Annotated in this window: 23 protein-coding genes and 3 pseudogenes; 20 read left to right on the top strand and 6 right to left on the bottom strand. The window is 37.4% G+C overall.

Features of this window, described 5'->3' with window-relative positions:
* Positions 1–88 precede the first annotated feature (88 nt).
* The 3 genes from QNH29_RS14950 (at position 89) to fdhD (ending at position 3,808) form a co-directional block, all read left to right on the top strand.
* Entirely contained in the window at positions 89–451 is a 363-nt protein-coding gene (locus tag QNH29_RS14950) for a Na-translocating system protein MpsC family protein (protein WP_283860198.1), read from the top strand.
* 150 nt (positions 452–601) lie between these two features.
* Positions 602–2,959 carry an FdhF/YdeP family oxidoreductase gene (locus QNH29_RS14955; protein WP_283860199.1) on the top strand — a complete coding sequence of 786 codons (2,358 nt, stop codon included), beginning with the start codon at positions 602–604 and terminating at the stop codon, positions 2,957–2,959.
* A 30-nt stretch (positions 2,960–2,989) separates the two neighbouring features.
* Positions 2,990–3,808, top strand: coding sequence for a formate dehydrogenase accessory sulfurtransferase FdhD (gene fdhD, locus QNH29_RS14960; RefSeq protein ID WP_283860200.1), 819 nt, complete (start codon positions 2,990–2,992; stop codon positions 3,806–3,808).
* Positions 3,809–4,020: 212 nt separating this feature from the next.
* Here fdhD and QNH29_RS14965 read toward each other — a convergent pair whose 3' ends face one another.
* The 3 genes from QNH29_RS14965 to QNH29_RS14975 are packed head-to-tail and all read right to left on the bottom strand — an operon-like array spanning position 4,021 to position 7,917.
* On the bottom strand, positions 4,021–5,229 hold the full coding sequence (locus QNH29_RS14965) for a Ger(x)C family spore germination protein (RefSeq protein WP_283860201.1): 1,209 nt from the start codon (positions 5,227–5,229) through the stop codon (positions 4,021–4,023).
* Positions 5,213–6,316, bottom strand: coding sequence for a spore germination protein (locus QNH29_RS14970; RefSeq protein ID WP_283865643.1), 1,104 nt, complete (start codon positions 6,314–6,316; stop codon positions 5,213–5,215). Before QNH29_RS14970 ends, QNH29_RS14965 begins: the two co-directional genes overlap by 17 nt.
* A 29-nt stretch (positions 6,317–6,345) precedes the next feature.
* Positions 6,346–7,917, bottom strand: coding sequence for a spore germination protein (locus QNH29_RS14975; RefSeq protein ID WP_283860202.1), 1,572 nt, complete (start codon positions 7,915–7,917; stop codon positions 6,346–6,348).
* A gap of 477 nt (positions 7,918–8,394) precedes the next feature.
* Between QNH29_RS14975 and QNH29_RS14980 the strand changes: the two genes are divergently transcribed.
* Positions 8,395–8,538, top strand: coding sequence for a hypothetical protein (locus QNH29_RS14980; RefSeq protein WP_283860203.1), 144 nt, complete (start codon positions 8,395–8,397; stop codon positions 8,536–8,538).
* A gap of 468 nt (positions 8,539–9,006) precedes the next feature.
* Here the strand turns inward: QNH29_RS14980 and QNH29_RS14985 are convergent, their stop codons facing one another.
* Entirely contained in the window at positions 9,007–9,645 is a 639-nt protein-coding gene (locus QNH29_RS14985; RefSeq protein WP_283860204.1) for an adenine nucleotide alpha hydrolase family protein, read from the bottom strand.
* A 267-nt stretch (positions 9,646–9,912) separates the two neighbouring features.
* Here QNH29_RS14985 and QNH29_RS14990 point away from each other — a divergent pair, with 267 nt between their 5' ends.
* From QNH29_RS14990 to QNH29_RS15005, 4 genes and pseudogenes are all read left to right on the top strand, one after another.
* The gene (locus QNH29_RS14990) at positions 9,913–10,356 is read left to right on the top strand and encodes a cell wall hydrolase (RefSeq protein ID WP_283860205.1); all 444 of its coding nucleotides are present in this window, start codon (positions 9,913–9,915) and stop codon (positions 10,354–10,356) included.
* A 155-nt stretch (positions 10,357–10,511) separates the two neighbouring features.
* Positions 10,512–11,075 carry a hypothetical protein gene (locus tag QNH29_RS14995; protein ID WP_283860206.1) on the top strand — a complete coding sequence of 188 codons (564 nt, stop codon included), beginning with the start codon at positions 10,512–10,514 and terminating at the stop codon, positions 11,073–11,075.
* A gap of 528 nt (positions 11,076–11,603) precedes the next feature.
* On the top strand, positions 11,604–11,996 hold the full coding sequence (locus tag QNH29_RS15000; RefSeq protein ID WP_283860207.1) for a hypothetical protein: 393 nt from the start codon (positions 11,604–11,606) through the stop codon (positions 11,994–11,996).
* 295 nt (positions 11,997–12,291) lie between these two features.
* Positions 12,292–12,964, top strand: a pseudogene (locus QNH29_RS15005) (DUF421 domain-containing protein).
* Positions 12,965–13,117: 153 nt separating this feature from the next.
* Here the strand turns inward: QNH29_RS15005 and QNH29_RS15010 are convergent.
* Positions 13,118–13,956, bottom strand: a pseudogene (locus QNH29_RS15010) (tyrosine-type recombinase/integrase).
* Between the two features lie 206 nt (positions 13,957–14,162).
* Between QNH29_RS15010 and QNH29_RS15015 the strand changes: the two are divergent.
* The 7 genes and pseudogenes from QNH29_RS15015 to QNH29_RS15045 all read left to right on the top strand — a co-directional run bounded on the left by QNH29_RS15015 (position 14,163) and on the right by QNH29_RS15045 (position 19,430).
* Positions 14,163–15,453, top strand: a pseudogene (locus QNH29_RS15015) (IS110 family RNA-guided transposase).
* A gap of 486 nt (positions 15,454–15,939) precedes the next feature.
* On the top strand, positions 15,940–16,443 hold the full coding sequence (locus tag QNH29_RS15020; protein ID WP_283865644.1) for a DUF2716 domain-containing protein: 504 nt from the start codon (positions 15,940–15,942) through the stop codon (positions 16,441–16,443).
* A 475-nt stretch (positions 16,444–16,918) separates the two neighbouring features.
* Positions 16,919–17,206 (top strand): hypothetical protein, encoded by a 288-nt coding sequence (locus tag QNH29_RS15025; protein WP_283860208.1) that lies wholly within the window; start codon positions 16,919–16,921, stop codon positions 17,204–17,206.
* Between the two features lie 269 nt (positions 17,207–17,475).
* The gene (locus tag QNH29_RS15030) at positions 17,476–17,868 is read left to right on the top strand and encodes an RDD family protein (RefSeq protein WP_283860209.1); all 393 of its coding nucleotides are present in this window, start codon (positions 17,476–17,478) and stop codon (positions 17,866–17,868) included.
* Between the two features lie 274 nt (positions 17,869–18,142).
* Positions 18,143–18,811, top strand: a complete 669-nt coding sequence (locus QNH29_RS15035; RefSeq protein ID WP_283860210.1) for a DNA alkylation repair protein — start codon at positions 18,143–18,145, stop codon at positions 18,809–18,811.
* A gap of 166 nt (positions 18,812–18,977) precedes the next feature.
* A complete protein-coding gene (locus QNH29_RS15040; protein WP_283860211.1) occupies positions 18,978–19,175 on the top strand; it encodes a hypothetical protein in 198 nt (65 codons plus the stop codon).
* Between the two features lie 66 nt (positions 19,176–19,241).
* A complete protein-coding gene (locus QNH29_RS15045) occupies positions 19,242–19,430 on the top strand; it encodes a hypothetical protein (RefSeq protein ID WP_349654910.1) in 189 nt (62 codons plus the stop codon).
* A gap of 283 nt (positions 19,431–19,713) precedes the next feature.
* On the opposite strand, the gene QNH29_RS15050 is transcribed toward QNH29_RS15045, so the two are convergent.
* Positions 19,714–21,075, bottom strand: coding sequence for an MATE family efflux transporter (locus QNH29_RS15050; RefSeq protein WP_283860213.1), 1,362 nt, complete (start codon positions 21,073–21,075; stop codon positions 19,714–19,716).
* 479 nt (positions 21,076–21,554) lie between these two features.
* On the opposite strand from QNH29_RS15050, the gene hutP reads away from it, so the two are divergent.
* The 5 genes from hutP to QNH29_RS15075 all read left to right on the top strand — a co-directional run bounded on the left by hutP (position 21,555) and on the right by QNH29_RS15075 (position 26,674).
* Positions 21,555–22,004, top strand: a complete 450-nt coding sequence (hutP, locus tag QNH29_RS15055) for a histidine utilization transcription antiterminator HutP (protein WP_283860214.1) — start codon at positions 21,555–21,557, stop codon at positions 22,002–22,004.
* Positions 22,005–22,113: 109 nt separating this feature from the next.
* Positions 22,114–23,628 (top strand): histidine ammonia-lyase, encoded by a 1,515-nt coding sequence (gene hutH, locus QNH29_RS15060; protein ID WP_283860215.1) that lies wholly within the window; start codon positions 22,114–22,116, stop codon positions 23,626–23,628.
* Between the two features lie 159 nt (positions 23,629–23,787).
* Entirely contained in the window at positions 23,788–25,263 is a 1,476-nt protein-coding gene (locus QNH29_RS15065; RefSeq protein ID WP_283860216.1) for an alanine/glycine:cation symporter family protein, read from the top strand.
* 171 nt (positions 25,264–25,434) lie between these two features.
* Positions 25,435–25,992, top strand: a complete 558-nt coding sequence (locus QNH29_RS15070) for a PepSY-associated TM helix domain-containing protein (protein ID WP_283860217.1) — start codon at positions 25,435–25,437, stop codon at positions 25,990–25,992.
* Positions 25,993–26,227: 235 nt separating this feature from the next.
* Positions 26,228–26,674, top strand: coding sequence for a DinB family protein (locus tag QNH29_RS15075; RefSeq protein WP_283860218.1), 447 nt, complete (start codon positions 26,228–26,230; stop codon positions 26,672–26,674).
* Positions 26,675–26,885: the final 211 nt, after the last annotated feature.

Consider the following 26,885-nt stretch of genomic DNA (forward strand, 5'->3'; position numbering starts at 1 on the left):
TATCCAATAATATTGTATACTTTTTTATATTAACAACATTGGCATAGTGAATATAAGAAGAAAAGGTTGCGAAATGGGATGGATTTAAGTGAATAAATATGAAGCAGAATTTAGTAATCTTGTTCGCGCGTATCGAAAACGGCATATGGGGAAAGGCCCAAGTCAAGTGAGAACCACTTTTTGTAAGTGCTGGGCCATTTGTGAATTAGAAGGAAATTTATCGCCGATCGAAAAATTTATTGCAACTAAAGATGGTGGAAAACAAATGCTCCGTGCTGCTCGAACAGAAATGGTCAAAGAGATTTATAAGGAAAACCATCCTACTGAAATGGAGGAATTGTTGGGAGCTAACTTCCTTCATGTATTTGTCGATATTGATATTGAAGAGGACAGAGGGATGTCGATTTTCGTTTTTGATCAGGATATTGAAAAAAAGTTTAATGAAGTGTAACAAGTATATAAAAACAAAACAACTACATATTGTTGGCACTTGACAGCGAACCTGTTAAAGACTAACCACCTCGGAGAATTACCCTCTATAAGAGAGGGTCTCCTTGGTGGTTTTTTTATTTACATTAACAACACAAAAGGAGGAACTTAAATGGGAAAAACACTTCATCCAGGACCACAAAAAAAAGCAAAATTACCTGCTCCTGAACATTGGGTAAGTCCAATTCCGTTCGGATTAGGAAAAATAAAGCCAAAGCATATTCGTGATACGATGAAAATCGCCTGGGATAATCGAGATAATTTAGGATACGCAGCGAACATTCTTACAAAAGGTGTTTGTGACGGCTGTGCGCTTGGTGTGTCTGGTTTATATGATCAGACATTGGAAGGACCTCATGTTTGTACAACACGTTTGAATGTCCTTAGGCTCAATACCATGCCTGCGATTAAACCGGATATTCTTCATGCCGATATTGATGAATTAAGAAAATATGATAGTACGGAGCTTCGTAGGCTCGGTCGTATTCCTTATCCGCTCATTCGTAGAAAAGGAGAAAGAAAATTCTCCAGAATCAATTGGGATGAAACGATGGATTTAATTGCTGACAAAATGAAAAAGTTGAATCCAAAGCAATATTCGTTTTATTTAACAGCTCGTGGCATTACCAATGAAAGTTATTATGTTGCTGGAAAGGTAGCTCGTTTCCTAGGGACCAATCATATCGATAACGCTTCTCGGATTTGTCACGCTCCAAGTAAGACAGCGTTAAAACGCTCGATTGGTGTAGGTGCTTCTACCTCTAATTACTTGGATTGGATCGGAACGGATGTTTTATTGTTTTGGGGAAGTGTCGCTTCAAACTCTTCACCTGTTTCATCAAAATACATGCTGGAAGCGAAAAAGAAAGGAACCAAAATCATTGTAGTCAACCCATACCGTGAGCCGGCCATGGATCAATATTGGATTCCCTCTAGCCCTGAGTCTGCCTTATTTGGTACGAAAATTGCCGATGATTTCTATCAAGTGAATATTGGCGGGGACATTGCTTTTATGCATGGAATTATGAAGCATTGGTTTGCCATGGAAGAAAAAGCATATGGTTCAGCAATCAATCACGAGTTTGTTCAAGAACATGTGAACGGATATGAAGAACTAAAGAACAAGGTCCAGGCGCAAAGCTGGGACGATATTATCGAATCATCAGGTGTCCCAAAAGATCGAATTATTAACTTAGCTGAACTTCTAGCAAACAGTAAAAATGCCGTTTACGCATGGGCACTTGGACTAACCATGCATTCTTTTGCAACAGACAATATTTCTCAAGTAGCGAATTTAGCATTGTTACGAGGCCACCTTGGGCGTAAACATGCAGGTCTCATGCCATTTCGTGGACATTCCAGTGTTCAGGGGAGCGGTGAAATGGGAGCCGATCCATTCGTGCTGCCTGGTGGCGGCTGGGATGCCAAGAATATGGAAAGAATCGAGAAACTATGGGGATTTGAGCTTCCAAAATGGCAGGGGGATATCGTCGGTGTGACATTAGAAAACATCGTGCTGCCAGAAGACCATGAACGGAAAGTGAAGCTTTATTATTTGTCTGGCGGTAACTTTTTAGAGACGATGCCGGATCCGGACTTCATTAAATATGCCTTATCAGAGCTAGAAGTTCGGGTCCATCAAGATATTATTCTAAATACTTCTACATTAGTTGATGCAAAGGAAGCCGTTATCGTCCTTCCGGCAAAAACACGTTATGAACAAGAAGATGGAGGTACGAGCACCTCAACGGAACGGATGGTGTACTTCTCACCTGAAATTCCAGGTAATAAAAATAGAATCGAAGAAGCGCGTGCGGAATGGAAAATTTATATTGATCTTGCAAAACGTGTAAAACCTGAAACCGCACACTTAGTTGATTTTGCCGATGGTTTTGCGATTCGAGAGGAGATTGCAAAAGCAAATCCAGATTATGATGGAATTCAGCACTTGAAAAAGCAAGGGGACGTATTCCAATGGGGCGGGGCTTGGTTATGTGAAGATGGAATTTGTCCCACACCAGATGGCAGGGGAACCTTGATTCCAGTTGAAATTCCAGATTTAAATAAAAAGCCAGAACAATTTATTATTACTTCTCGTCGCGGCAAACAGTTTAATTCGATGGTTTATAAAGAAGTAGACCCTTTAAACGGTGCCGGACGCTATGACGTGTTAATGAGTCCCGTTGATGGTCATAAATTAAGTATCGCTGAGGGAGAAGGTATTGTAGTATACAACGGCTTTGGTGTCTTCCAAGGGACGGCGAAGTTCGTTGATATTGCACCGGGGAATTTAGAAGTACACTTCCCAGAGGGGAACTTCTTGCTGCCGCGGGGCAGGTACGAGAAGTTTGCTGGAATCCCAGATTACAATATTACCGTAAATGTTGAAAAAGCCGAGCGCTATAACGCTCGTAAAGACACGCAATATCTGGAAAAGCCAATTGAAGATCTTGAAACTGAAGTTAGTTAATGGAAATAAACATGGAGAGGGGGGACACCATTGTTAAAGGAAATTACAACTTCTCAAAACATTGTTAGATATAATGGACAATGCTTTTTCGAGGAAGAAGATGACATTGCTGTCGAAACGGCGTTAACAATTATTTTAGATGGCAAGGAGTTTGCCACCATGGTTTGTACTCCTTCAGATTGGAACGAATTGGTTGTCGGATTCCTCGCATCCGAAGGTGTTATTCGCTTTTATCACGATATCGAATCTCTTCATATTGATCAAGAAAAGGGATTTGCCTATGTTGAACTTGTAAATAAACACTGTATTCAAAAAGACTTCCATTCAAAGCGATTTATTGGCTCTTGCTGTGGAAAAGGAAGGCAATTTTATTTTCATAATGATGTGAAGACTGCCAAGACGGTGATGACGAAATTGACCATTACACCGGATCAATGCCGTGAGCTAATGAAGAAAATGCAGGAAAGCTCCTCACATTTCCAGCAAACAGGCGGTGTACATAATGCTGCCTTATGCACACGTGAAGGAATCGTTGTATCAAGAACCGATATCGGCCGGCATAACGCGTTAGATAAGCTTTATGGGTATTGTATGATTAACCGAATACCATTAAAGGATAAAATAATTGTTTTCAGTGGCCGAATTTCCTCAGAGGTTTTGTTAAAGGCTGCTAAGATTGGTGTCGGGATTATTCTCTCTAAATCTGCTCCTACTAACCTAGCATTAGATTTAGCAGAGGAACTGGGACTTACAACAGTTGGTTTTATTCGGGGGAACGGGTTTAATGTATATACGCATCAGGAACGGATTCAAGGAATTAAGTCTGCTCGATCGTCTTCGGTGTTATAAGTAAATTAATGTATTATAACCATACCAAAAATAGTACACATAATTGAAAAATAACGAAAAAAACCCAAGGATGCTGTGTCATCAACATTCTTGGGTTTTTTTCATTATGGACTATTAGACAACCACTTATTACTTACGATCGTAATAGAAAAAAGCCTATATCAAAATTAGGATCAGGCTTTTTTTTCTAACTATTGCTACTCTCTACAATCTCAATTTTTGAAGCTTGACGACCCATAATCCCTAATAGTTAATTTTACGTTGTATTCGATTGGGACTTCACTAAATGTTTGGTCCCAATCTTTTTTGACTTTTTCCCATACTTTAGGATGTTCAATTCTCAATCGGGTTCCGAACCCGGCAACGTCGACTTGGTAATCCTTTTGTATTTTTTCTCCTACATTACTTACCAATCGTTTTACTTCTTCTTCAGCGGCTTCTTCAGCTCTTTTTAAAAATTTATTTTCTGAACTTTCCCCCGAAACCTTCCAATTTTCAGAAAGGCGTCCTTCTGATTCGATTTTTACATCAAAAGAGATGTTGTTCCCATTAACATGAGGTATAATTTTACTTTTCATTGTCTTTACCTCGTAAATGATTGGCTGATTTTTAGCATCAAAGGTTTTGACCAAACCGCCTTTTCCCTTTCCGGTTATCCATGTTATGCCTTCCAGTTCCTCTTCATTCAAAAAACCAAGTAGCTTTTTTGTCTTTCCTGATATCACAGCAGCTCCTGAAAAATTAACTTCTCCGTTCGTTGGAATAACATTTTGCAAAAGAAAACTAGATCCTGAATCCATCTTGCCTCCTAATTTAGCGAGTGACATAGGGGGCAAAATCCTTGTTGTTCGATATTCATTATCTGAAATCCCAATCAAACGGAACGCAGGAATTTTTCCTGGTTCTTTTGATTCTAGTGCCTCGTTTGCCAGCCCCTTGCTAATAAACACAAGACAGCTTGGTCTAATCTCATTATCACGAAGATGTTCATCAACTAATTGTTCCAATCTATACTTACGTACAAGATCCTCACTAATAACAATTACTTTAAGGTGGGGGCTGAATATGGGGCGATCACTTCTCAGTGAAAATTCGCGAATCATTTGATGGATGGAATCACCGGTTTCAGAAATATTCAAGTAAGGTTTTTGTTGCGAGCCCCCGCCCTTACTCTCTGAACCTGTTCCTTGTGGGGTAACTATTTGATAAGTCATGGTTATTTTTTCTGTTTGGTTATATCCTCCTCCTTGTTGCTTTAATTCTGTGTCAATAGTTGACTCTTTTCCTTCATCCAGTGCCAAACCTACACTTAAACCTATTTCTTCAATTTCGTGACTGCTCCAGCAACCTGTAAGAAACAGGAGTGCTAGAATGGGAAGTATATCCTTGAGGGACCGTACATTGTTATGGCTTTGCTTCATACTTTCCCACCTTCCATCTTGAAACAATGAGAAGCAGCAACGGTAGTAAACCAAATAAATAAATTGCGACGTTGCCTATCATATCGCCGAGTTTAAATAGGTCATTAATATTTTTCGGCATTATCGTAATGATGTAAATAACCGGAAGTAATCCATACAAAAATGAATGAATATTCTTTTTGAAGAGTTGAGCCAGACCCAAAGCAGCCGCATAGTAGGCGATGGTAAATGTAGCAAATATTTGCATGATCCATATTACGAGTAACATAGACTCAAATCTTTCAAAGATTAAGCCAGGGATTTCAAAACTTCTTATTAAATCAAGGGACGGCCACGTTCTTGTGACCACTCCATCGACGGATAATGCCCCGATAACCATTATGACGGTTATTACATAAAAAGTTAAGGGTATAGCTATTCCGACTACTACAGCTTTTACTGCTTTATCAGGATGTATCATAAATGCCGGAAGGAACAACATGATTTCTAAACCTGTATATGCAAGAGCCGTTGTATTGACCCCTTTTAGTACAGGTATGACTCCCAATCCTAATACTGGACGGAGATTATCCATCTCAAAAATTCCGAAACTCATAAAGGCAACCAGCAAAAAAAGGATAACCGTTATAGGGAAAATAATTTCAAACAGCCGGGCAATTGGGTTGATGCCTCCAATGGTCAAATAGAGACCTACCCAAATAAATGACATAGTGGTTGCCCAAATGGGAGTGCCTTCGAGTAAATAGAATCCTGTTACTTCCACCATGGCACGGACTTGAAAACCGGCAGTTAATAAAAAATAACATACAATAAGAATACTTAGAATCCCGCCTATCCATTTACCTACGATTATACGGCTATATTGATAAAAGGTTTTTTCGGGAAACTGTTGGCTTAATTTTACAATCATAACCCCAGCTAACATCGCGATTAGTCCGCCTATAATAACAGTTATCCAAACATCCGGTGTTTTTACCTTTTCTACAGATGCCCTGGGCAGTGTGAGGATCCCTGTTCCAAGGATAAAATTGATGACGACAACAGCTGCTTGGGGAGTGGTTATTCGGTCTTTGGGACTAAAAATCATCTCGGGTTCACTTCCTTCGAAGTAGGCTATCATTTACGATATTGATCTTTCGTATGCATCATCTTCGGACGACGTTTCATCATCTGAAGTGGCATGCGGACCATTAAATCTTTCAAGTCACTTAATCGATAAGGCACAGCAGGACTGGCATAAGGTACGCCAAAACTCTTGAGTTTCACCAAATGACTGCAAAGCAAGAGGAAAAACAGAATGACTCCGTACAATCCAAACAATGCAGCAGCAAACATGGCTACAAAGCGAAGGATACGCAAGGGGATTCCTGCACTATAACTAGGAATGGCAAAGGAAGAAATGGCGGTTATCGCTACTACAATAACCATAATATTACTAACAATCCCTGCTTGGACGGCTGCTTCACCGATGATTAGTCCGCCAACAATCCCCATCGCCGGGCCAATGGGTTTAGGTAAGCGCAGCCCAGCTTCCCGTAAAATTTCGATGGCTATTTCCATAAGCAGTGCTTCTATTAGTGAGGGGAACGGAACACCTTCCCTAGTTCCAGTAATTGAAATGGCTAACTTGCTTGGGATCAATCCCGGATGAAACGAGATAAAAGAAATATAAAGTGAAGGTGCAAACAACGTAACAAGGGCTGCTCCAAAACGTAAAAGACGGAGGAGGGAGCCGGGAATCCATCGTTCATAATAATCTTCCGGCGATTGCAATAACATGCTAAACGTAACCGGTGCGATCAAAGCGAAAGGTGTTCCATCTAACAAGATTGCCACTCGTCCTTCCATCAATGCGCTGATTACACGGTCAGGACGCTCTGTATTTTGTACTTGAGGAAAGGGACTAAGGTAATTATCTTCGATCAGTTGCTCTACATAGCCTGATTCCGGTACATGATCAATATTAATTTTCTGAATTCTTTTCTTTACTTCTTCTACTAATTGCGGGTCAGCAATCTCTTTCATATAGGCTATAGCTATTTCTTTTTTTGCTCGTTTTCCGATTTGGAATTTTATTAATGATAAGTTCACGTTTTCACCATGGCGTCGCAAAAGGGCAGTATTATCGGTTAAAATTTCAGTAAAACCAACTCGTGGACCTCTGACCAGTCCTTCTGATACCGGCTCTTCAATATTCCGTTTGTTTGCTTTGGTTGTACCAAGAATGAACACATCTGGTAGTCCATCAATCAAAAGGGCTGTCATACCTGTTAATATTTTTGCTATCAACTCTTTAATATGATTGACTTCTTTTACTTCACTAATAGAAAGAATTTGATTTTTAATAAACTCTTTTGAAATGGTTCCTTTTTCATAAGATGGTTCCAGTTTAAATTCGTTGAAAAAATCAACCATCAATGATTTCATAATATGTTTGTCGATGAGATCTTTATCGGACAGTCCTTCAACAAAAATGATGGCCGACCGAATGCCTGTACGCCCGATACTAAATTCACGAATGTGCACATCCGAGTTATGAATGATTTCTTGCCTGATAAGTTCCAAATCCAAGGTAAAATCGCCCGTAAAATCACCTGTTGGATATTCATAAGGCTTATTATCTTCCTTTTTTTTACTTACATTTGTATGATTTCTTGTTTTTCTGATCTTTGATTTCCAGATTCTCATCACTCTTCCTCTAATGTAATGATCCAACTAAAAAATTTCGAGATAGAATAGGGGATGAAAAACACAATAAAAGCTTGCATAAAAGCATACCAATCTGGAAGATAGGAAACGATTGTTGTCCACATATTGATCACCTAATAAATATCCCATGCCTGTATCTGACATAAGGAGCGTCTTCTGTAAAATGTTGTCGTTTATAAAAAATCATTTCTGACTAGTAATATTACCTTTATTTAGGGAATATATGTGTCGAGTCTTAATGCTGTTCTGATTATTCTTCATTGAAAGACGATGATCATTGGATTTTGTTAATGACTAATATAACACTAATATGTTTTGAAACTTTTAAGTTGTTTTGTATTCTTCTGTAGTATTGTGTAGGTCATATTATAAATTAAAGCTACTGTTTTAGAAATTTATCTATCAGTCAGCCAATGAGAAAAGAGGAACAGTAATCTTTTATTGGGGGAATTTTTAATGTGGGTAATCACTCTCTATTCAAACGAAAAAATGTCGATGTTCGAATTTGAAACAGAAAAAGAGGCAAGGGAGGCTTTCAAGAATATTAAAGGATGCAAGATTCTTTCCGAGATTATTTATTTTAATCAAAAAAATAAGTAAATATTGACCATGGTACTAGATTTATAGCGCAAGGATTATTCAAGACTTGGATAATCCTTGCGCTTTTTATATTTTATTAGGCTCGAATACCATCAACAATGTTCCAGAAATTTGGAGGTTGTATTTGATTTTCACATCTAAGTTAACTAATAATTTTATCACAAAAAGACATGCAGAAATATTACACAAATAATACTTGTTATGTTAGAGTGGCACCAAGTGAATGTCAGCAAGGTTATGGTTATTTATGGTAAAATATCCAATATAAAGTTCTAGAATATTTTTTATAGTTGGCCGATAATAGTGATGTACCTTGCTATTCTCCTTAGCAAAGTGCTAGTAATATTTCGTTAGAGCTGTCCTTTTTAGGACAGCTCTTTTATTAAGTAATACCCATGACGATTGAAAAACCACTTACTAACAAACCCATCGTTTCTTGTTCCATCGGCATTGTATTTTTCACTCCTGTTAACTATTGATTTGATCAATGTCCTCTTTCTTAACCTTTCCATGCATGACTTTAATTACTTGATGCTCTTTTCCATTTTTCATAACAAAAAAACCGTTAGAGAAGTCAGAAGCCCTCATTTTATAAAAGATTCCTTTTTTTCCTTCGTTTTCATAATCGCTTTTCAAAGAAATTTCAAATCCATCTGCAACTTTTATTAATTCCGCAGGTATTCCTCTGTCATATTCTTCACTGTCTTTTACTTCACGACTGACTTCAACAATGTGTAAATCGACACCTTCAAGTTTTTCGAAAAGATTGTTTATTAATGAGTCTTGCAACATCAATTCCAGTTTGGAAAGAGTCACTTGCCCAATGACAATTTGAGTGGCCTTCTGTTCTTCAGCAAACTGAGCAATGTGATAGGAGATTTTTTTAAACTTAGAAGGCTCAGATATAAGCTGTACATGATATTTATCGGCCAAGCCTTCAAACATTAACTTTGTTTGTAATTGATTGAAATCCAGTTCGTCAAAAGGTGCTTTTAACACATTTAGTACAACACACTCCCCTTTAAACGCATCAGCCAAAACTTTTCCTCTCTGAATTAGCTTTTCAGCGTAATAAGGATTACTAATACAAACTACAATCTTTTCCATAATAGTAATCACCATCCTTTATTGATAAATTATAGAATATTGATCCTAAAAATTCATTCCCAATTTTAAACCAAAACATCCCAACAACCAAAAGAAAAAACATAGACCATCAGCGAAGTCTTTTATTAAAGAGGCTTTCCTTAAAGACCTGGTTGCAAAAAAGCAGCCTTTTTCTTATTCGAATAACAGGTAACCAGAGTTAATAAAGAGCGAACAATGACATGAATGTAGGATTTTTTTCATACTATATTTTGGGGAGGTGATGTAATGCCAAGAGTAAGGGCTAGAAGTCATGAAATAGATGAAATGGCAAGAATGATGAGAGCAGAAGCAGAAGGCGAAGGAAAGCAAGGAATGTTATATGTTGGAAATGTAATAATAAATCGTGTTGCAGTAGATTGCTTGGATTTCAAAGATGTAAACAATATTCATGATGTAATATTTCACATACAAGGAGGAAATTATTCTTTTGAAGCAGTGCAAAAAGGAAATGTATTTTATCAAAGATCAAGAACTTCTGAAAGAAGATTAGCACAACAAAATATAAATGGGTGGAGAAATCATCCTGCGAAATTCGCTCTTTGGTATTTTAATCCAACGGCGCCAGGTTGTCCTCCAACATGGTACGATCAACCTCATACTGGTGCATTTAAAGAACATTGTTTTTATGAACCAAAACCTGGAACATGTGAAAGTGTCTATAGAGGTTAAGCTTACTCTTTGAGTAAGCTTTTTTACATAATTGGAATATTTACACTAAAGAAGCAGGTTAGTTGAATAACCAATCTTCAATTTCACACCAATTAATATCCAATATATGTTGATATTTAATATAATGGAGCGAGATTTTTTATTTATATTGTGAGGTGGAATATAGTGTAAGGACCGTAAAAGCTAAAAAAGTCTTACTAATTTTAGTTTGTTTATTAGTTATTGCAGTAGCTTCAATTTTTTTCATAAGTGATGACAAGAAACAAATAACCAGAGAAATTGAAAATAAATTGAACTATAAAAACATTACCCACGTTGAAGTATTTGATGATAAGAAATCTATTGTTTTTATCAAAAATGACGATGGTACAGAGAGGGAAATATATCTTGAAAAATCTTTGATTTCTTGGGACTTCAAACAAGACTACTCCTTTATTCGAGAGGGAGTTGTTGACCCTATCCATATTTCATTTTTCCAGTCTCCTTTTAACAATGAACAAAAATCTAATGCACTATTACTTAGGGTATTTGATGGTGAAATAAGTAGCGTAAAAATCAAAAAAGGCAAAGACGTTATTCATAATTTTGAATTACTAAAAAAAGGTTCTGGTGAGAGGTTTGGGCTTTTTAGAACAAAAAGTAATGATGTCTTTGATGCGAAATTTATTGCTTACAATAAAAGGGGTGAAGTAGTATTTACTAATAAAATCTCTAAATAGGACATCAATCCTTATTAAAGTAACGGGTGCTTGAATTAAATAAAGTTAGGTTGCTGCGGCAGCCTTTTTTAATTGAGATAAAGGGTCAGGTTAGTTTAATGCAAATGGAAAATATTTGTATTAAACGGAGGAATCTCGTGTTATAATTAGTGTAAATTTACACTATATAGTTCAATTTAGAAAATATAAAAAAGAGGTTGAAATATGAGAAAAAAGCAATATAACATCTGGAATAATTTCATATTATTTCATCACCAGGATGACGGGTATCGGAAATTTTTATTTTTATTTTAAGCCATTTCCTCCTTCTATGTTATTAGTATTGGTTAGTGTTTTAATATTGATTCCCCAGTTCCTAGCTATGAAGTTACCAAATAGATATTAAAAAAAATACGGTTAAAGATTAGTTTGATTTAGGAGAGTAACTTCTCTAAGTAGAAGTTTCTTATATTAAGGTGAATCGATTCACTTAAACTAACTGGTACAAGAGTTGAAGTTCAGAGCTACCATTGTGGCTGTTTTCTTATTGTGCTTACGGAGCAAGCTGTAACAATTGCTTATTATCGTAAATTGTTTTTACCGAAAGGATTGATGTTAATGAAGAAAATACTCTCAACCATTTTACCAAGTTTGGTGATATTCGCATTTATATGGTTCGATTCTTTGTTTCCTGAAAGTAAATATATTTTATTAGGAATCTATTTGCTGTTCCCAATCATTTTTATTATTCAAGGTATTATTTGTCCAAACTCAAAGAAATATATGATAATTGGGTTTTTGTTATCTTCTTTTGCCGTTATTATACCTATTTCAGTTTGGTACAATATGGGCAGTATGATTACCCCAGTAATAATCTATCTATTATTAGGAATCGTATCCTTCTTTTTATCAAATAAAATTAGAAAAATATCTATATCTTAACAACTTTAAAATAATATCAGTGTTAATATTATTTTTAAGCTAACGGGTGCGATACCTTAAAAAGGTATCGCCTTTTTGTTTGATTAACATAGAAGATTGTGAAGTGTTGTACTTAAAGTAACGGGTGCTAGAGTTGAAGATCAGAGCTGTCGTTGCGGCAGCTTTTTCTTATTGTGCTAACGAAGCAGGATAGTTTAATAAGAAATTGATAAAATAATTTTATAAATAGTGATTTAAGAGGTTAATTTATAAAAATAATCCTTGGCTTGGGGATATATTAGGGGTTTGTAAACAAATGAAAATCATTAACTTAACAGTTGAACTCATAGTTGGATTTTTTTTCTGTTTCTAATCGTTAAGTTTGTAGGGAAAAAATCATTAATCAAATTTCTCCTTTTACTTTTATTGCAGCTATTGTAATGGGAGAATTACTAGGCAATGCCGTATACGATCATAAGGTAGGGATACTTTATATTATTTATTCTATGACCATTTGGGGAGGATTACTTTTTACAGTTGAATATCTAAGTCAAAAATTCCTTACATTTAGAGGAGCTGTTGAAGGTAAACCCTCTGCACTTATCAAAAATGGAATTGTAGATCGAGAAGCATTAAAGAAGAATAGGATGAATATTAACCAGTTGCAAAGTTTACTTAGACAGAGTGAAACTTTTTCTATTCGTGAGGTTGCATTTTGCTATTTAGAATCGAACGGATTCCTTAGTATTTTTAAAAAATCAAAGTATCAAAAAACCACTCAGGAAGATTTTAATATGCCTTTAAAACCAGTCATAGCTCCAGTTACCGTAATAAGGGATGGTGAGGTTTTATGGGATGAAATTGCTGAATTGGGCTTTAACGAATCTTGGTTAAAATCTGAATTAAATTCTAAAAATATTACAGACTACAAAGATGTTTTTATAGCTGAATGGCTTGAAGGCGATGGTCTTTTTATACAGCCTTTTTAAAATTAATTTATAAGTAAAAGGATTCCTCTTAACCTGGAAATTAATATCTTATAATTATTTATCTTGAATATAATTGTGAACAGATGCACTTAAACTAAAGGGTGCAAGAGTGAATTAAAGCAACGCAATTCGAAATGCGTTGCTTATTTATTTTTAAAAATACTTCCTATATAATTGCTGCCTTATACTTCCACTTAACTGGGCATATATCCGGGTGGTTTCACTTTTTCATGACCTAGTAGGCTTTGAATTACATCCAGAGGTGCTCCATTATTCAATAAGTGGGTTGCATAGCTGGACCTTAGTTGGTGCGGATGAATGTCTTTGTTAATACTGGCTCGGCTTGAAATCCGCTTAATAATGTATCGCATCTGGGCAATACTCATTCGATGAGGATCGCGTTCTGTGACAAAGATAGCAGGATCCCTGTCTACGCGATTATCCAGATATCGTTTTAACCAAATTTCGCAGCGAATATTAAAATAGACTTCCCTTTCCTTATCTCCTTTACCTCTTATAACAGCTGACCGGTTCGACCAATTAATTCTACCCCTATCTAAGGTAACTACTTCTCCTATTCGGCATCCAGTTGAGAACATGAATTCAAACAGAGCCTTTTCCATTGGGGTGCAGCAGGCTTCTCGTAAATGTTCAATTTCCATTTCGGTCAAAAATTTAGGAATTCGTTTACCGGTTTTAGGTTCTTTTATTTTAGCTGCTGGGTTTTTGGGAATATGTCCTTCTTCATGAGACCATCGAAATAATGATTTCATAAAGCGAATTCGATGAGCCAAACTTGCAGGCTTAAGGCTTTCACTTGATTTTGCTAAATAAGCCTTTAATTGATTCGTAGTGATCGTATCAAGTTTAACATCATTAAAAAACCGTATAAGTAAGCCGGACTGTAGTTTATATGCTTTTAATGTTTGCGGCGAAAAGCCTTCAATACGTTTATCAGATTCATACGTTTCCCATGCTTGAGATAATAACAATTTGATCTCTCCCCAAAAAATTCTTTTTTCAGGAATTATTGACCTGTTTCACGAAATTGAAACGGCGATTCTTATTAAGTTAAAGAAGCAGCATTCCTGTAATGAATGAAAATGGGGTTTGAACAAAAAGAACCTCTTGGTAGAATGAGAGAGTCCTAAAGCTGGCCAGCAAAAAGGACAATCCCCAAATACCAGGAGGTCTTAACATGAATTATAACCAAAATGAAAAGATTGCTCAAATTACTTCTAGGACATTAATTATAGGTGTTGATATTGCGAAATTCAAGCATGTCGCACGTGCACAGGACTACAGAGGAATGGAGTTTGGTTCCCCTTGTTATTTTGATAATACCAAGGAAGGATTTCAACTGTTTCTTAATTGGATCAATCAATTAAAACTGGAACAACACATGGAAAAAGCGATCGTAGGGATGGAACCTACTGGCCACTATTGGCTAAACCTAGCTCATATTCTAAAAGAAAATCAAATAAAGTTTGTCGCTGTGAACCCATTACATGTAAAGAAGAGTAAGGAACTTGACGATAATTCACCGACTAAAAACGATGTGAAAGACGCTAGAGTCATCGCTCAGTTGGTCAAGGACGGGAGATATGCTGAACCGACGATACCACAAGGTGTTTATGCAGAACTTCGTGTGGCGAAAAAATACGTGATCTCCTAACTGATGACCTTCAAACGGTACAAGGCCAGATTCACAACTGGCTAGATCGCTATTTACCTGAGTTTCTAACCGTCTTTAAGAGTTGGGAAGGAAAAGCAGCGTTGCAATTTTTAAGGTTAGGAGCATTACCAAATGAACTGATCAATTTCTCTGATCAGTACTTATTAGACCATCTACGGAAAGCAGTTAGCCGTAGTGTAGGAATAAACAAAATACAAGAGTTAAAAAAGCAGCTAAAGAGTCCATCGGACTTTGCCAAGGTTCAACTATGGCCAAATTAGAACTGGCCACTCTGCTTGATAAATATGACTTGATACAAGAGAAGTTCGAAGAACTAGATCAGAAGATAGATAACTTGATTGAACATATACCTGGTGTCCAGCAAATGTTAGCCATCAAGGGCGTGGGGAGAGATACGGTTGCCGGCTTCTTTGCAGAAGTGGGAGATCTACAAGAGTATTCGCACCCGAGACAAATCATAAAGTTAGCTGGATTAAGCTTGAAAGAGAATACTTCTGGCAAGCATAAAGGGCAAACAAGGATCACTAAAAGGGGAGGAAGAAGTTAAGGGCTCTCCTCTTCAGAGTGAGTATGATTATGGTCGCGAAGAACTCGGCCTTTAAAGCGCTGCATGTCTATTACACGCAGCGTCCGGACAATCCTCTAAAGAAAATGCAGTCTCTGATTGCATTGTGTAATAAGCTAATACGTATATTTTTTGCCATTGGAAAGAAACAATTTGAGTTTAGTGAAGAGAGTGTTACAGGATATCCCTCATATGAGAGCAAACATAGAAGTTGAAAAAGCAGCGTAATTCAGTAAGAGCAGTAGGTAGAAAAGGATTTTAGATGTTATAAGTCTCGGACATTTGAAGCACGGATTAGTCAGCAAAGCAACTAAACTTCGGGCAAGGATCCTGTGGAGCAGCATGACTGACATCCACCTCATGGAAAGGTTGGACGAAGGAATTTGAGAGCGAAGACTCTGTGAGGCATGGGAGGGTTGACCTCCATGAGAAATGTGGACATCCACCAGTGCGATCATATTTTTACTCATCCACCATTTTTGTAAGTGTGTGGCTAATGTGATATCAGTCTTTTTGCTTCAAAGACCCAAATTTATCCTGACGAGATAAATCCAACCAAAGTAGCGAGCTGTAAACTCTAAAATAACAATCTATAAAATACTGAGAATACTGGAGAAAACGTGAGTTTTCACTTTGTTTATTGAGGGAGGTTAGTTGAATAAGAAATGGTATAATTATCCTTATAAAGGAACAGCGTTTTTGGGAGGGATTAATATTAATAATTGGATTGAACTTTCTGAATCTGAAGAGGATGCTGTATGGAAAAAGGTAATAAAAGACTTCCAATTCAAACCAAGTATTTCTAAATTCCCGTCATTTTTTGTGCCAAGTCCATTCATTACATATGATATTTCACCTTATTTAAATTGGTCAGGTAATTTAGAGAAATATGAAGAGGTTTATAAAGACCTTGAAGAGAAATCATTGTTTGCCTTTCAAGAAGTAACAAATGATAAAGAATATTTTTATGCTTTGGACTGGCAACATTCTTGTTATTGGGTTAATCCCTTTTTAGACTTTCCAAGAGACAAATTTAATGAGTGGGTAATCCCTATTGTCCCTGATGGGGATTATTACTTCTTTATACAAAAGGAATTGAACTGGGGATTTTTAGGTCATCCCTGGGAAGAGACGGTTACTGTATTCGGTAAGGAACTAATCCAAGCATTTGAAAAGAACAAGCCAAGAATGTTTAACACTATTTTACGGATTGGTTAATCATTTGCTTATTGAACGGGTGCAAGAGTTAAAGAATGGATCGCTGCGGCGATCTTTTTTGCTTGTTGTGCAAACGGGCAGGTTAATTTAATAAGGATTATTTTTAAAAATAAAATTATAAATGATAACGGGGTGGTAGAATGCTTGAAAAAGAAATACCTGAACATCTGAAAAGCACATACAGTCTACTAACAAGAGCTTTTCCTTATGGTGTAACTGAAAGTCAGTATTAGCATATATTAGGGATTTTGTATGAGCATATGTCAGATAGAAATTTATCTGAAATTGTTTCTTTGTTTATAAATAAAAGTTCTAGCGTAGTGATGAATGATATCGTCCGATAACAAAAGAAGAAGAAAGTAAGTATGAAGTCTATTCCACTTGGGGCTACACAGTTATCAAGAATTTAGCAGAAAATTCCTTTGTAATGAAAAAATGAGTTCTGTAACTATTCTATATACTAATCCGATAGTTCTTGTCTGGTCAATTTTGGGCTATCCCATTATCATCTGGTAACTATGCCTGTGGTAGGGTGATTGAAATTCCGTCTAAAAAAGGAATTGGAAGCAGAACGATGTTTTTAGCTGGTTTAATGGATTGGCAAGGTTCTTTACCTCCAGTTGCAGAAGATTTAATAGGATGCCGAACACTCTATCAAGGTGCAGCAGGTATTATCACTATCCATAAAACAGGATTGGAAGGTAAAATTAGCGGTTACAGACCTTTGGAGTTAGATGGGATTAGTCCTGACCTGCTTCGTTAGTTGAACACCAAGCGGCTATCATTTTAATCAATCTTCGTTTATCCAATCCATAAAACCATATACTTTTAAAATATCTTCTGTCTTACCTTTATTCATTAATAAATTTTTATTGGCTTTGACTTTGTAGCGTTTGCTCAATAATGATTTAGCTGCTTCGGCAGCTTTTTTTTCTTTGTTCCACTAACGGTGCAGGTTAGTATAAGAATAAATTCCCAAAAACAAAGCTATTAGTTTAGAATAGTGATATAAAAAGGAAGGGGAGTTTCTTATTGTCTAGTGATAATACAACAACAAAGAGAATAATTGCTTTTGTAATTGATTACTTTTTAATCACATTATTAACTTTACTTGGGATTTTACTTTTTCTACACTATGCAGGAGATGACGAATACAGGGTTACAAAACAAATTGGGAATTTTATTAATACAATTGTTTTTACACTTCCTCTTTTTAAAGATTCCTTTATAAAGAGAAGTATTGGAAAAAGGATTTTTGGACTCAAAATTTATAATAGTAATGGTACGGAACCTCACTACTGGCAAATTCTATTAAGAAATATTACGTTAATTATTTCTATAATTGAATTGGTTGTTTTCTTAAGCAGAAGCGATAAAAAGAGATTAGGTGACCTAATAGCAAAAACATATGTAGGTCCAAAATAGGTTATGGATAGCTATAGGCTTATTCAGCTAACGGGTGCGTTTCTTTAAAAAGGAATGCTCTTTTCGTATCCAATTAAAAGGAAGTAAATGTTATTATTATATTAAAGATGGTTGCTCTTCTATTATTGGTAGAGAAAACTTTAATACGATATATACTACAATATTAACTTTGTAGGCACACCACTGCAATAAGACTTATAACGAAATTAAGTTTTTGATATATCCCGTCTAGGACATATCATGAAACAGTGCTTTAATAAAGGAGTTGTAGAAAATGAATGAAAATAAAGGTACAGAAATAAAACGCTTTTCAAAAGCAGAAAACATTCTGACTCAGATTAATAGTAAAACTAAGCTAGGAGACTTACGAAAAATCGCGAAGGACATTAAAAAAGATCACGAACTAGCTATGGAACTTTGGTCAACCGAAGAGTTTTTGCCCAGACTATTAGCAATCTTAATTATGGACAAAAAACTTCTTTCACAAGAGGTGCTAAATAAGCTTGATAAGGAAATGCAGACCCACACTTTTAAAGAGCGTAATAACTTAATGGATTGGTTAATGGCTAATCAGCTTACCAAAGACAAGAAGAAAATTGCATTGATGGAGTCATGGGAAAATAGTCCTTCTGTTCTTCAAAGGCGAGCATTTTGGTATTATCAAGGGCGATTGAGATGGACTGGACAAACACCCCCTGATAACACCGCATACTTGCTATCTGCAATAGAAGCTAATATTACGCAGGAAGAACCGGAAGTTCAATGGGCTATGAATTTCACCGCAGGCTGGATAGGCGTTTATGATGAAAAGAATCGTGCACGTTGTATTATACTTGGTGAGAAAACGGGTCTTTACAAAGATGAAATAGTAGCAAAAGGATGTACTCCCAGCTATTTGCCGGAGTTCATTACTATTGAAGTTAACAAACGACATAATAATTAGTTACCTCTTAAAAATTTATTAGGGTTTGAGGCAAAAAATAAAGGAATTCAAAGACTCAATATGAAAATTGTAATAGGCTTGGACCCAAAAATAAAAACAACGCGTTATAGCAGCTAGTTAGTGAAATATGTAAGGAAGATGTAAAGGATTAACCCACTATCTCTTTTTGGTCGGTAGGGCGCTTATCTTTAAGAAGAACAACTTTCCAGCTGCACAGTACAACGATGCTGTTCAGCAGGAAATAAAAAAGGACGATTTCCACATAAATGGTGATCGTCCTTCTTCAACTAATGGGGGCGATAGTGAAAAAACGGGTATCGCTGCGGCGAGCCTTCTTTGTTATAGAACTAACGGTGCAGGATAATACAAAGAAGAATATTTCTTATGTCTTATCAGACGAATATTATTCATTAAGAAAGGGATGATTACGATGACAAAATTATCTTATAGTGGTTTAAAATATGGGGAAAGTGATGTGGAAGTAAAATTACTGGTGGATATACAAAATGATTGGTTTGAGATAACGCATACGAAGGAAGTATCTCAAGTAATGAATAAATCAACTGGTGAATATATCATAGTAAAACGATATACCCTGAAATTTGAGGTTGTTTCATAGTACTCTGAGATTGTAAAGTATTGCACATAAAGTAACGGGTGCGGGTGCGGGTGCGGCCGAGCATAGGTCGTGTCATATAGCGGGTGGGATCCCGGCGAGTAAGAACTAGCCATTCGCTCGTAGGGAGTCTTGGAGGACTATAGGTAACTTTAGTCTTTAAGTGTAGACAGTTAGGTGGCGGGCCGAGTAAAAAATACGTACTTCAAGTGTGTGGTAAAAGCAAAAAAAGGCCAATTCATAATCAAATTGGCCCTAACCCAAAAATCATCTAGATCGTTTCTATTTAAACATGAACCGAAGTTACCTTGGATATCGGGACATTTTTACTTTGAGCTGAGTTCCATTTGTAAAAAATATACCTTAAAGCATTGGTTAACCCCTGTAGAACAATTATGCTAGAAAAAGCGATCCACGCACCTGTCTGTCCTAAATCAAACACCTGTGTTAATAGAATGGTACAAGGTATGAAGAAAGCCCAGTTTAGCACCAGTGCTGCTCGAGAAAGGAAGGTGGTATCACCGACACCCCTTAGTCCTCCGGCAAAAATGATGTTAGCCCCACTAAACAGTTGAATAAAGGAAGCTAGATGAATCAGAGAAACGGCTGCCACTACTACCGCTGATTCAGGCGTGTATATTTTCGCGACAGGCTCGGCAAACAAGAATAAAAATACGGAAAATAACGCCATGAATCCTAATCCAAGATAAACCGTCACCAACCCGAACTTCTTCGCTTCCAGCGGTTTGCCTTTTCCAATCGCTTGTCCAATTCCAACAGTAGATGCAGCTCCGAATCCATTTGCAGGCATAAAACCGAAGGATAGGATATTCAAAGCAATTTCATTGGCAGCAATGGCCACTGTGCCAAGACGGGTAATACAGGCAGTAAACACCAGCATACCTATACTATTAGACAATTCAGTAATCCCCAGTTTCGAACCTTCAAACAGTATTAACCGAATTTGTGCTAGCTCCATTCGGACCCAAGAACGAGTAAAATATTTTTCATTGTAATAACGGAAATACACGAGAAGATTTAAAAGCAAGGTAATCCCCTCGGCTATCACCATACTCCAGCCAGCGCCCTGTAAACCTAAATTAGGAAAACCAAACTTCCCATAGGCAAGAACATAGGTGAAGAATACCACCAAAACACTGTTAATGATGGAGATATTCATAGGTGTACGTGTATCTCCCGTGGCTCTCATGTAAGCATAGAAAATAATATTAAAAACAGTAAACATCATAGCGTACATTCGTACTTGAACATAAGGAGCCCCTAATTCAAGAATGGTTGCGTTTGAGCCCATTACTTCCAGAATAAAATACGGAAACACAAAGCTTACGCCAAATAAGAGAATGGCTTGTAAGGCTGCTAGAATGATGGCAATCTGCATTCGTTGATTGCCAAGTTTCATATTCTTAGAGCCGTAATTTTGAGCGACCAAGTAGTTGATAGCTCCTTGGTTTCCAGAAAAAATGGCCCATAAATTATACATCAATATGTTGGTGATTCCGACAACTGCAATGGCTGCGGCCCCTAATTTCCCAACAATCATCAAGACCAGTAACCCGGTAACCGTCATCGACGAAAAGGTTGCAATTGATGGTATGGCTAAACGAAGAATTTCTTTAATGAGTTTCATAATTGTGCCACCGGTCCCTTTAATAATAATATACGTAACACTGCTATTTAATTATGTAATTGTATATCTAGTTGAATTCTGCCTCCCCCTCGCTCCTCTATGAAAACGGTTTAATCATCTGATAAATTCTATTTTATTTCTAAATAGTAGTAAATCGGCAAATTGCACAAATATGCAAGAGGGTTTTTCATGCAATGTTTCTTTTCCTTACATCATAAACATAGGCAAATCCCTTTTCTTAACATTGAGTGATTTTAAAAAGATGGAATTAATATGCATTTTACATTCAAAAAATGACTATTATAAATAACATTTTTTATTACGCATATAGGAGGAACTTAATCCATTGGCAGTATGTTAAATGTCAAGAAAGGAGATAGCTCCAAAAAAAATGGTTGACCGAACTATTTGATAACGTTTACAATGAGGAATAGTTATTAGTGAATTTAGAAAATTAGAAATTGTAGAAGAGGGACAGCATGAAGAAAGAGTTCGATAGAAAAATCGGGCAACAAGCAATAATGTACGCGTTTGCGGAAGAAGAGGAAGAAGCCTCCATAACTAGTGAGCTAACGCGGAAGAATTGGCTATATGCAAAAGGAAAAGTCGGATCCATGGAGCTACAAAAAATCGTAGCAGCTATAGAGACGTCAGCTAAAAGACAGTGGGTTGTCAATCCTGAACTTTATCGTGAAATGCATGCATTATATCATGCCATTATTGAAGCGATGCACGGGGTGACACGCGGTCAAGTAGAGCTTGGTGGTATGTTGAGAACAGCAGGACTTCGATTTGCGATTGTTCGCGGCACGCCGTTTGAAAATGTGGAAGAAGGCGAATGGATTGCAGTTGCCGTGTATGGAACGATAGGAGCACCGGTGCGTGGATTTGAACATGAAGCAATCGGATTGGGAATTAACCATATTTAAATAATTAGCCTATAGTTATTAGTGAACATAGGGGGCTATATTAACGACGGGATACGTCTGTTAATATAGCCTCCTTTTTGTTTGTAAAAAAGAATGAGGAGTGTTGGAAATGATTATGTTAACGGGTCAGTCTTTAACCATTGAAGAGGCAAAGAAAGTATTATACGAAAAAGCGTTTGTCACAGCTTCAACTAAAAGCATTGATAAAGTGGAAAAAAGCCGGGCAGCAGTTGAAAAAATCGTAGAGCAGAAGAAAGTCGTCTATGGTATAACCACCGGGTTTGGAAAGTTCAGTGATGTGTTGATCGATGCAGAGGACGTAGAGCAGCTGCAGTGGAATTTGATTCATTCCCATGCTTGCGGCGTAGGAGATCCGTTTCCTGAAGTGGTTTCAAGAGCGATGCTTCTTCTCCGTGCCAACGCACTATTAAAAGGATTTTCCGGAGTCCGTCCTGTTGTGATTGAGCGTTTGCTTGAACTTTTAAATGCACATGTCCATCCGGTCATCCCTCAACAAGGTTCTCTTGGGGCAAGTGGGGATTTGGCACCACTTTCTCATTTGGCACTTGTGCTAATGGGAGAAGGTGAAGTGTTTTATAAAGGGGAGAAAACAGAGGCCATCACAGCTTTATCAAAAGAAGGCATTGTTCCATTAACGTTAAAAGCAAAAGAGGGCTTGGCATTAATTAACGGTACACAAGCGATGACAGCAATGGGGCTGGTCAATTATATAGAAGCCGAACAGTTAGCTTATCAAACGGAGGCAATTGCTTCATTGACATTAGAAGGGTTACGAGGGATTGAAGATGCCTTTGATCCAGATGTTCACCTCGTACGTGGTTATCGCCAGCAAACAGAAGTGGCAGAACGTATCCGCCAAATGATCAAGGGCAGCAAGCTTATCACGAAGCAAGGAGAACTGCGGGTACAGGATGCGTATTCTCTCCGCTGCATTCCGCAAGTGCATGGGGCGTCATGGCAGGCACTTGAATATGTGAAAGAGAAGCTTGAGATAGAAATGAACGCAGCGACCGATAATCCACTTATTTTCGATGACGGTGAAAAGGTCATTTCTGGGGGCAATTTCCATGGACAGCCGATTGCCTTTGCGATGGATTTTATGAAAATAGCCGTGGCAGAGCTTGCGAATATTTCTGAGCGGCGAATTGAGCGCCTTGTAAATCCACAACTGAATGATTTACCGCCATTTTTAAGTTCGGAGCCAGGCTTGCAATCAGGGGCAATGATCATGCAATATTGTGCCGCCTCACTTGTCTCTGAAAACAAAACACTCGCTCATCCAGCAAGTGTTGATTCCATCCCATCTTCAGCGAACCAGGAAGACCATGTAAGCATGGGGACAATCGGTTCGCGACATGCCCATCAAATCATCCAAAATGTCCGTCGTGTAGTAGCGATTGAACTCATTTGTGCTTTGCAGGCCATTGAATATCGAGGAGTAGAAAAGATGGCTCCATTTACAAAAGAGTTTTATATGGAAGCGAGAAAGATTATTCCAAGCATTACACAAGATCGTATTTTCTCAAAGGATATTGAAGCAGCAGCCAGCTGGTTATATCAAGTTGACTGGAATTCATTCATTCGTAGAAACCTACCAGCCTAATGACAAATTAAGGATAGTCCTTCCGGAGCGTTAATACTCCGGGGACTATTTGCAAGACATTAATGGGATGGCTTTAAATAATTATGAAAACGTTTACTATTTTAATTTCCGATATGATTCCGTTTCTTAGCATTTAAAAATATATAAGAGGTGATTTATTTGGAAGGATTTGTTAATGGGTTGAATGGATTATTATGGAGTACTCCTGTTATTTATGGGTTATTGCTTGTCGGATTATTGTTTTCGATTTCTACACGTTTTGTACAGGTAAGACAAATTAAGGAAATGGTTAGGCTCATGTTTCAAGGAAAAAGTTCAAAAGCAGGAGTGTCATCTTTCCAAGCTTTATCCATAGCGCTTTCAGGCCGAGTGGGGACCGGGAATATTGCAGGTGTCGCTACAGCGATTTTTTACGGCGGTCCAGGCGCCGTTTTTTGGATGTGGGTCATTGCTTTTGTTGGGGCATCTAGTGCATATATTGAATCCACGCTTGCACAGATCTATAAAGTAAAACAAGATGGGCAATATCGCGGAGGCCCGGCTTATTATATCGAAAAGGGAATTGGTTGGAAGTGGTTTGCGGTTACATTTGCTATTGCGATGTTTGTCGCGCTTGCCATTCTTATGCCGGGAGTTCAGTCGAATTCAATTGCTTTGGGAATCGATACTGCCTTTGGGATTAATAAGAATGTAACTGGAATCATTATTGGTCTTTTATTAGCTTTCATTATCTTTGGCGGTGTCAAAAGAATTGCTACTGTAGCTACCATTATTGTCCCTTTTATGGCTTTAGGGTATATTTTGTTAGCTATCGTGATCATGGCTATGAATATTACAGCAGTCCCAGAGGTTTTCTCTCTTATTTTTAGAAGTGCGTTTGCCATGGATTCTGTATTCGGCGGATTGATTGGAACGGCGATATTATGGGGAGTAAAACGTGGACTTTACTCAAATGAGGCTGGCCAAGGAACAGGGGCGCATCCGGCAGCAGCTGCTGAAGTATCACACCCGGCAAAACAAGGATTAGTTCAAGCCTTTTCTGTTTATATTGATACATTATTTGTGTGTTCTGCGACTGCATTTATGATTCTATTTACAGGAATGTATAATACAGAAACAGAAGATGGGACTCGACTGGTCAATAATATACCAGCAGTAGAGGTGGGCCCTGGGTTTACTCAAGCTGCTATTGACAGTGTGTTCCCTGGATTTGGTTCAGGATTTGTGGCGATCGCTTTATTCTTTTTTGCTTTTACAACCATTATGGCTTATTACTATATCGCTGAAACCAATGTCGCATATTTAACCAGAGGCAGAGATAGTAAGTGGGCGATGTTCCTATTAAAACTTGCTGTGATTGCCGCAACCATTTACGGAGCAAGTAATGAAGCCACCCTAGCCTGGGCATTAGGAGATGCTGGTTTAGGAATTACGGTATGGCTAAATATGATTGCGATTTTAATCCTTGCCAAACCGGCATTAACTACGTTGAAGGACTATGAAAATCAAAGAAAACAAGGGATTCTTGACCCAGTTTTTGATCCTAAAGCTTTAGGAATTAAGAATGCCGATTTCTGGGAGGAAGAGATTAAGAGAAATGAAGAGTCCGTTTCATTAGAGAGAAAAGTTGAATAAAAGTTCAATGTTGTTGTGCTGAAAAGAGAATCGCTTAGCAAATCAAATTGTAATCGATCAATGGTCATTCCGGAGCGTTGCTGCTCCGGAGACTATTTCTAAAATGATAAAATTCCACAGACTAAAAACAGGCAGGTAGAAAAATAAATAAAATACGGAGTGTGATGGGACATGTCAAAAGCATTAGGTTTATACCAATTTAGTAAAAAGGTGCATAAATGGGCCGGACTACTCTTATCAATTGTTTTTATGTTCCTAGCTGTAACAGGCCTCTTACTAGTTTATATGATACCACTCGGAATTTCTGATGAGTTAAAAGTGGGGCAGGCGGCGAGTCCAAGTCAATCGATCCCTATGGAAAAGGTCGTGTCCATTGCCACGTCTCAAGGGCTTCCAGATGTAACATCGGTTGAAGATATCTTTCGAATCGAATATAGACCAGGTTTAAATATTTACCAGGTTCGCTTCAATAACAGTCAAGGTGTTCAAATCGATGCGAGTACGGGTAAAGTCTTATCTACCAACCCAGATTACTCCACATTTCTCATTACGTTACATGACGGATCCTACTTTGGAAATTGGTATCGATACACTGCGCTCACATTCGCTGGTTTATCTCTCATTCTGTTATCATTTTCAGGATATTATATGGTTGGCTTTCCGCTTTATAAGCGTATAATGGCAAGAAAAAAAGCTAAAACGTTGGAGAATATTGCTTCAGGGAAATAATCATGCAAATATGTAACCACATTACAGAATATAGATATATAAAGCTCTAAAATTATGGTTAAGATGAATTCGAAATGGATAAGAGAGTTCTATTCGACTTTGAAATAAAAGTTGGACTTTAAGTTTAGGCTGCCCAAATGAGGTGGCTTTTTTTGAAAAGCGGTACAGGTTTCTATATGTGCTGTATTTGATGATGAATAAAGATAATTTTTAATCGTTAAAGGATGGTGCTTTCTTGGAAACAATTCGTTCTATGTATAAGCATTTACATTGGTCTAACCAACGAATTCTAGAAACCTTACAAAAAGGTGAAGAGAACGTGCAGGTGAATAATCTCTTCTCCCATATTTTGCATGCGGAAAGGGTTTGGTACACTAGATTAAAAGGTGAAGATAGTTCACATTTGCCGATTTGGAGTGAAGTTAGATTAGAATCCTGTGCGGATATGGTGAATCATAACCATCATAACTATGCTGAATTACTTTCAACGTTATCCAGCACTGACCTAGATCGGCTAGTTTCATATAAAAATAGTAAAGGTACAGAGTTTCATAACTCCATAAGGGATATCTTAACCCATGTTGCCCTTCATGGTCAGTATCATCGAGGACAGATTAATCAACTTCTAAGAGCAGCAGACCTTGAACCAATAAGTGTTGACTATATAATATATAAAAGATGATGTAGAGATGGGTTGTTATTTATAATACATGGCAATACTTCTTAGCTAAGTATCGTAGCATGATTTTAAAGAAATTGGGATAGCAAATTGAATAAAAAAGTAAACGAAGAAGTAGTTACTTTTTCTGCAAATAAAAAATGGCTTTCCATTCCAGCGGAAATAGGCAGCAAGCTCGAACGAAATGTTTAGTGTGGTAGTTGTTCTGATGCTG

It is taken from the genome of Neobacillus sp. DY30, from assembly GCF_030123065.1.
Classification (GTDB): Bacteria; Bacillota; Bacilli; order Bacillales; family Cytobacillaceae; genus Neobacillus.

Excerpts from the sequence above, each read along its gene's own strand:
- QNH29_RS14955 (WP_283860199.1), top strand. The coding sequence starts at position 602 with ATGGGAAAAACACTTCATCCAGGACCACAAAAAAAAGCAAAATTACCT.
- QNH29_RS14965 (WP_283860201.1), bottom strand. The coding sequence starts at position 5,229 with ATGAAGCAAAGCCATAACAATGTACGGTCCCTCAAGGATATACTTCCC.
- QNH29_RS14970 (WP_283865643.1), bottom strand. The coding sequence starts at position 6,316 with ATGATTTTTAGTCCCAAAGACCGAATAACCACTCCCCAAGCAGCTGTT.
- QNH29_RS14975 (WP_283860202.1), bottom strand. The coding sequence starts at position 7,917 with ATGAGAATCTGGAAATCAAAGATCAGAAAAACAAGAAATCATACAAAT.
- QNH29_RS14980 (WP_283860203.1), top strand. The coding sequence starts at position 8,395 with ATGTGGGTAATCACTCTCTATTCAAACGAAAAAATGTCGATGTTCGAA.
- QNH29_RS14985 (WP_283860204.1), bottom strand. The coding sequence starts at position 9,645 with ATGGAAAAGATTGTAGTTTGTATTAGTAATCCTTATTACGCTGAAAAG.
- QNH29_RS14990 (WP_283860205.1), top strand. The coding sequence starts at position 9,913 with ATGCCAAGAGTAAGGGCTAGAAGTCATGAAATAGATGAAATGGCAAGA.
- QNH29_RS15035 (WP_283860210.1), top strand. The coding sequence starts at position 18,143 with ATGAATGAAAATAAAGGTACAGAAATAAAACGCTTTTCAAAAGCAGAA.
- QNH29_RS15045 (WP_349654910.1), top strand. The coding sequence starts at position 19,242 with ATGACAAAATTATCTTATAGTGGTTTAAAATATGGGGAAAGTGATGTG.
- QNH29_RS15050 (WP_283860213.1), bottom strand. The coding sequence starts at position 21,075 with ATGAAACTCATTAAAGAAATTCTTCGTTTAGCCATACCATCAATTGCA.
- hutP (WP_283860214.1), top strand. The coding sequence starts at position 21,555 with ATGAAGAAAGAGTTCGATAGAAAAATCGGGCAACAAGCAATAATGTAC.
- hutH (WP_283860215.1), top strand. The coding sequence starts at position 22,114 with ATGATTATGTTAACGGGTCAGTCTTTAACCATTGAAGAGGCAAAGAAA.
- QNH29_RS15070 (WP_283860217.1), top strand. The coding sequence starts at position 25,435 with ATGTCAAAAGCATTAGGTTTATACCAATTTAGTAAAAAGGTGCATAAA.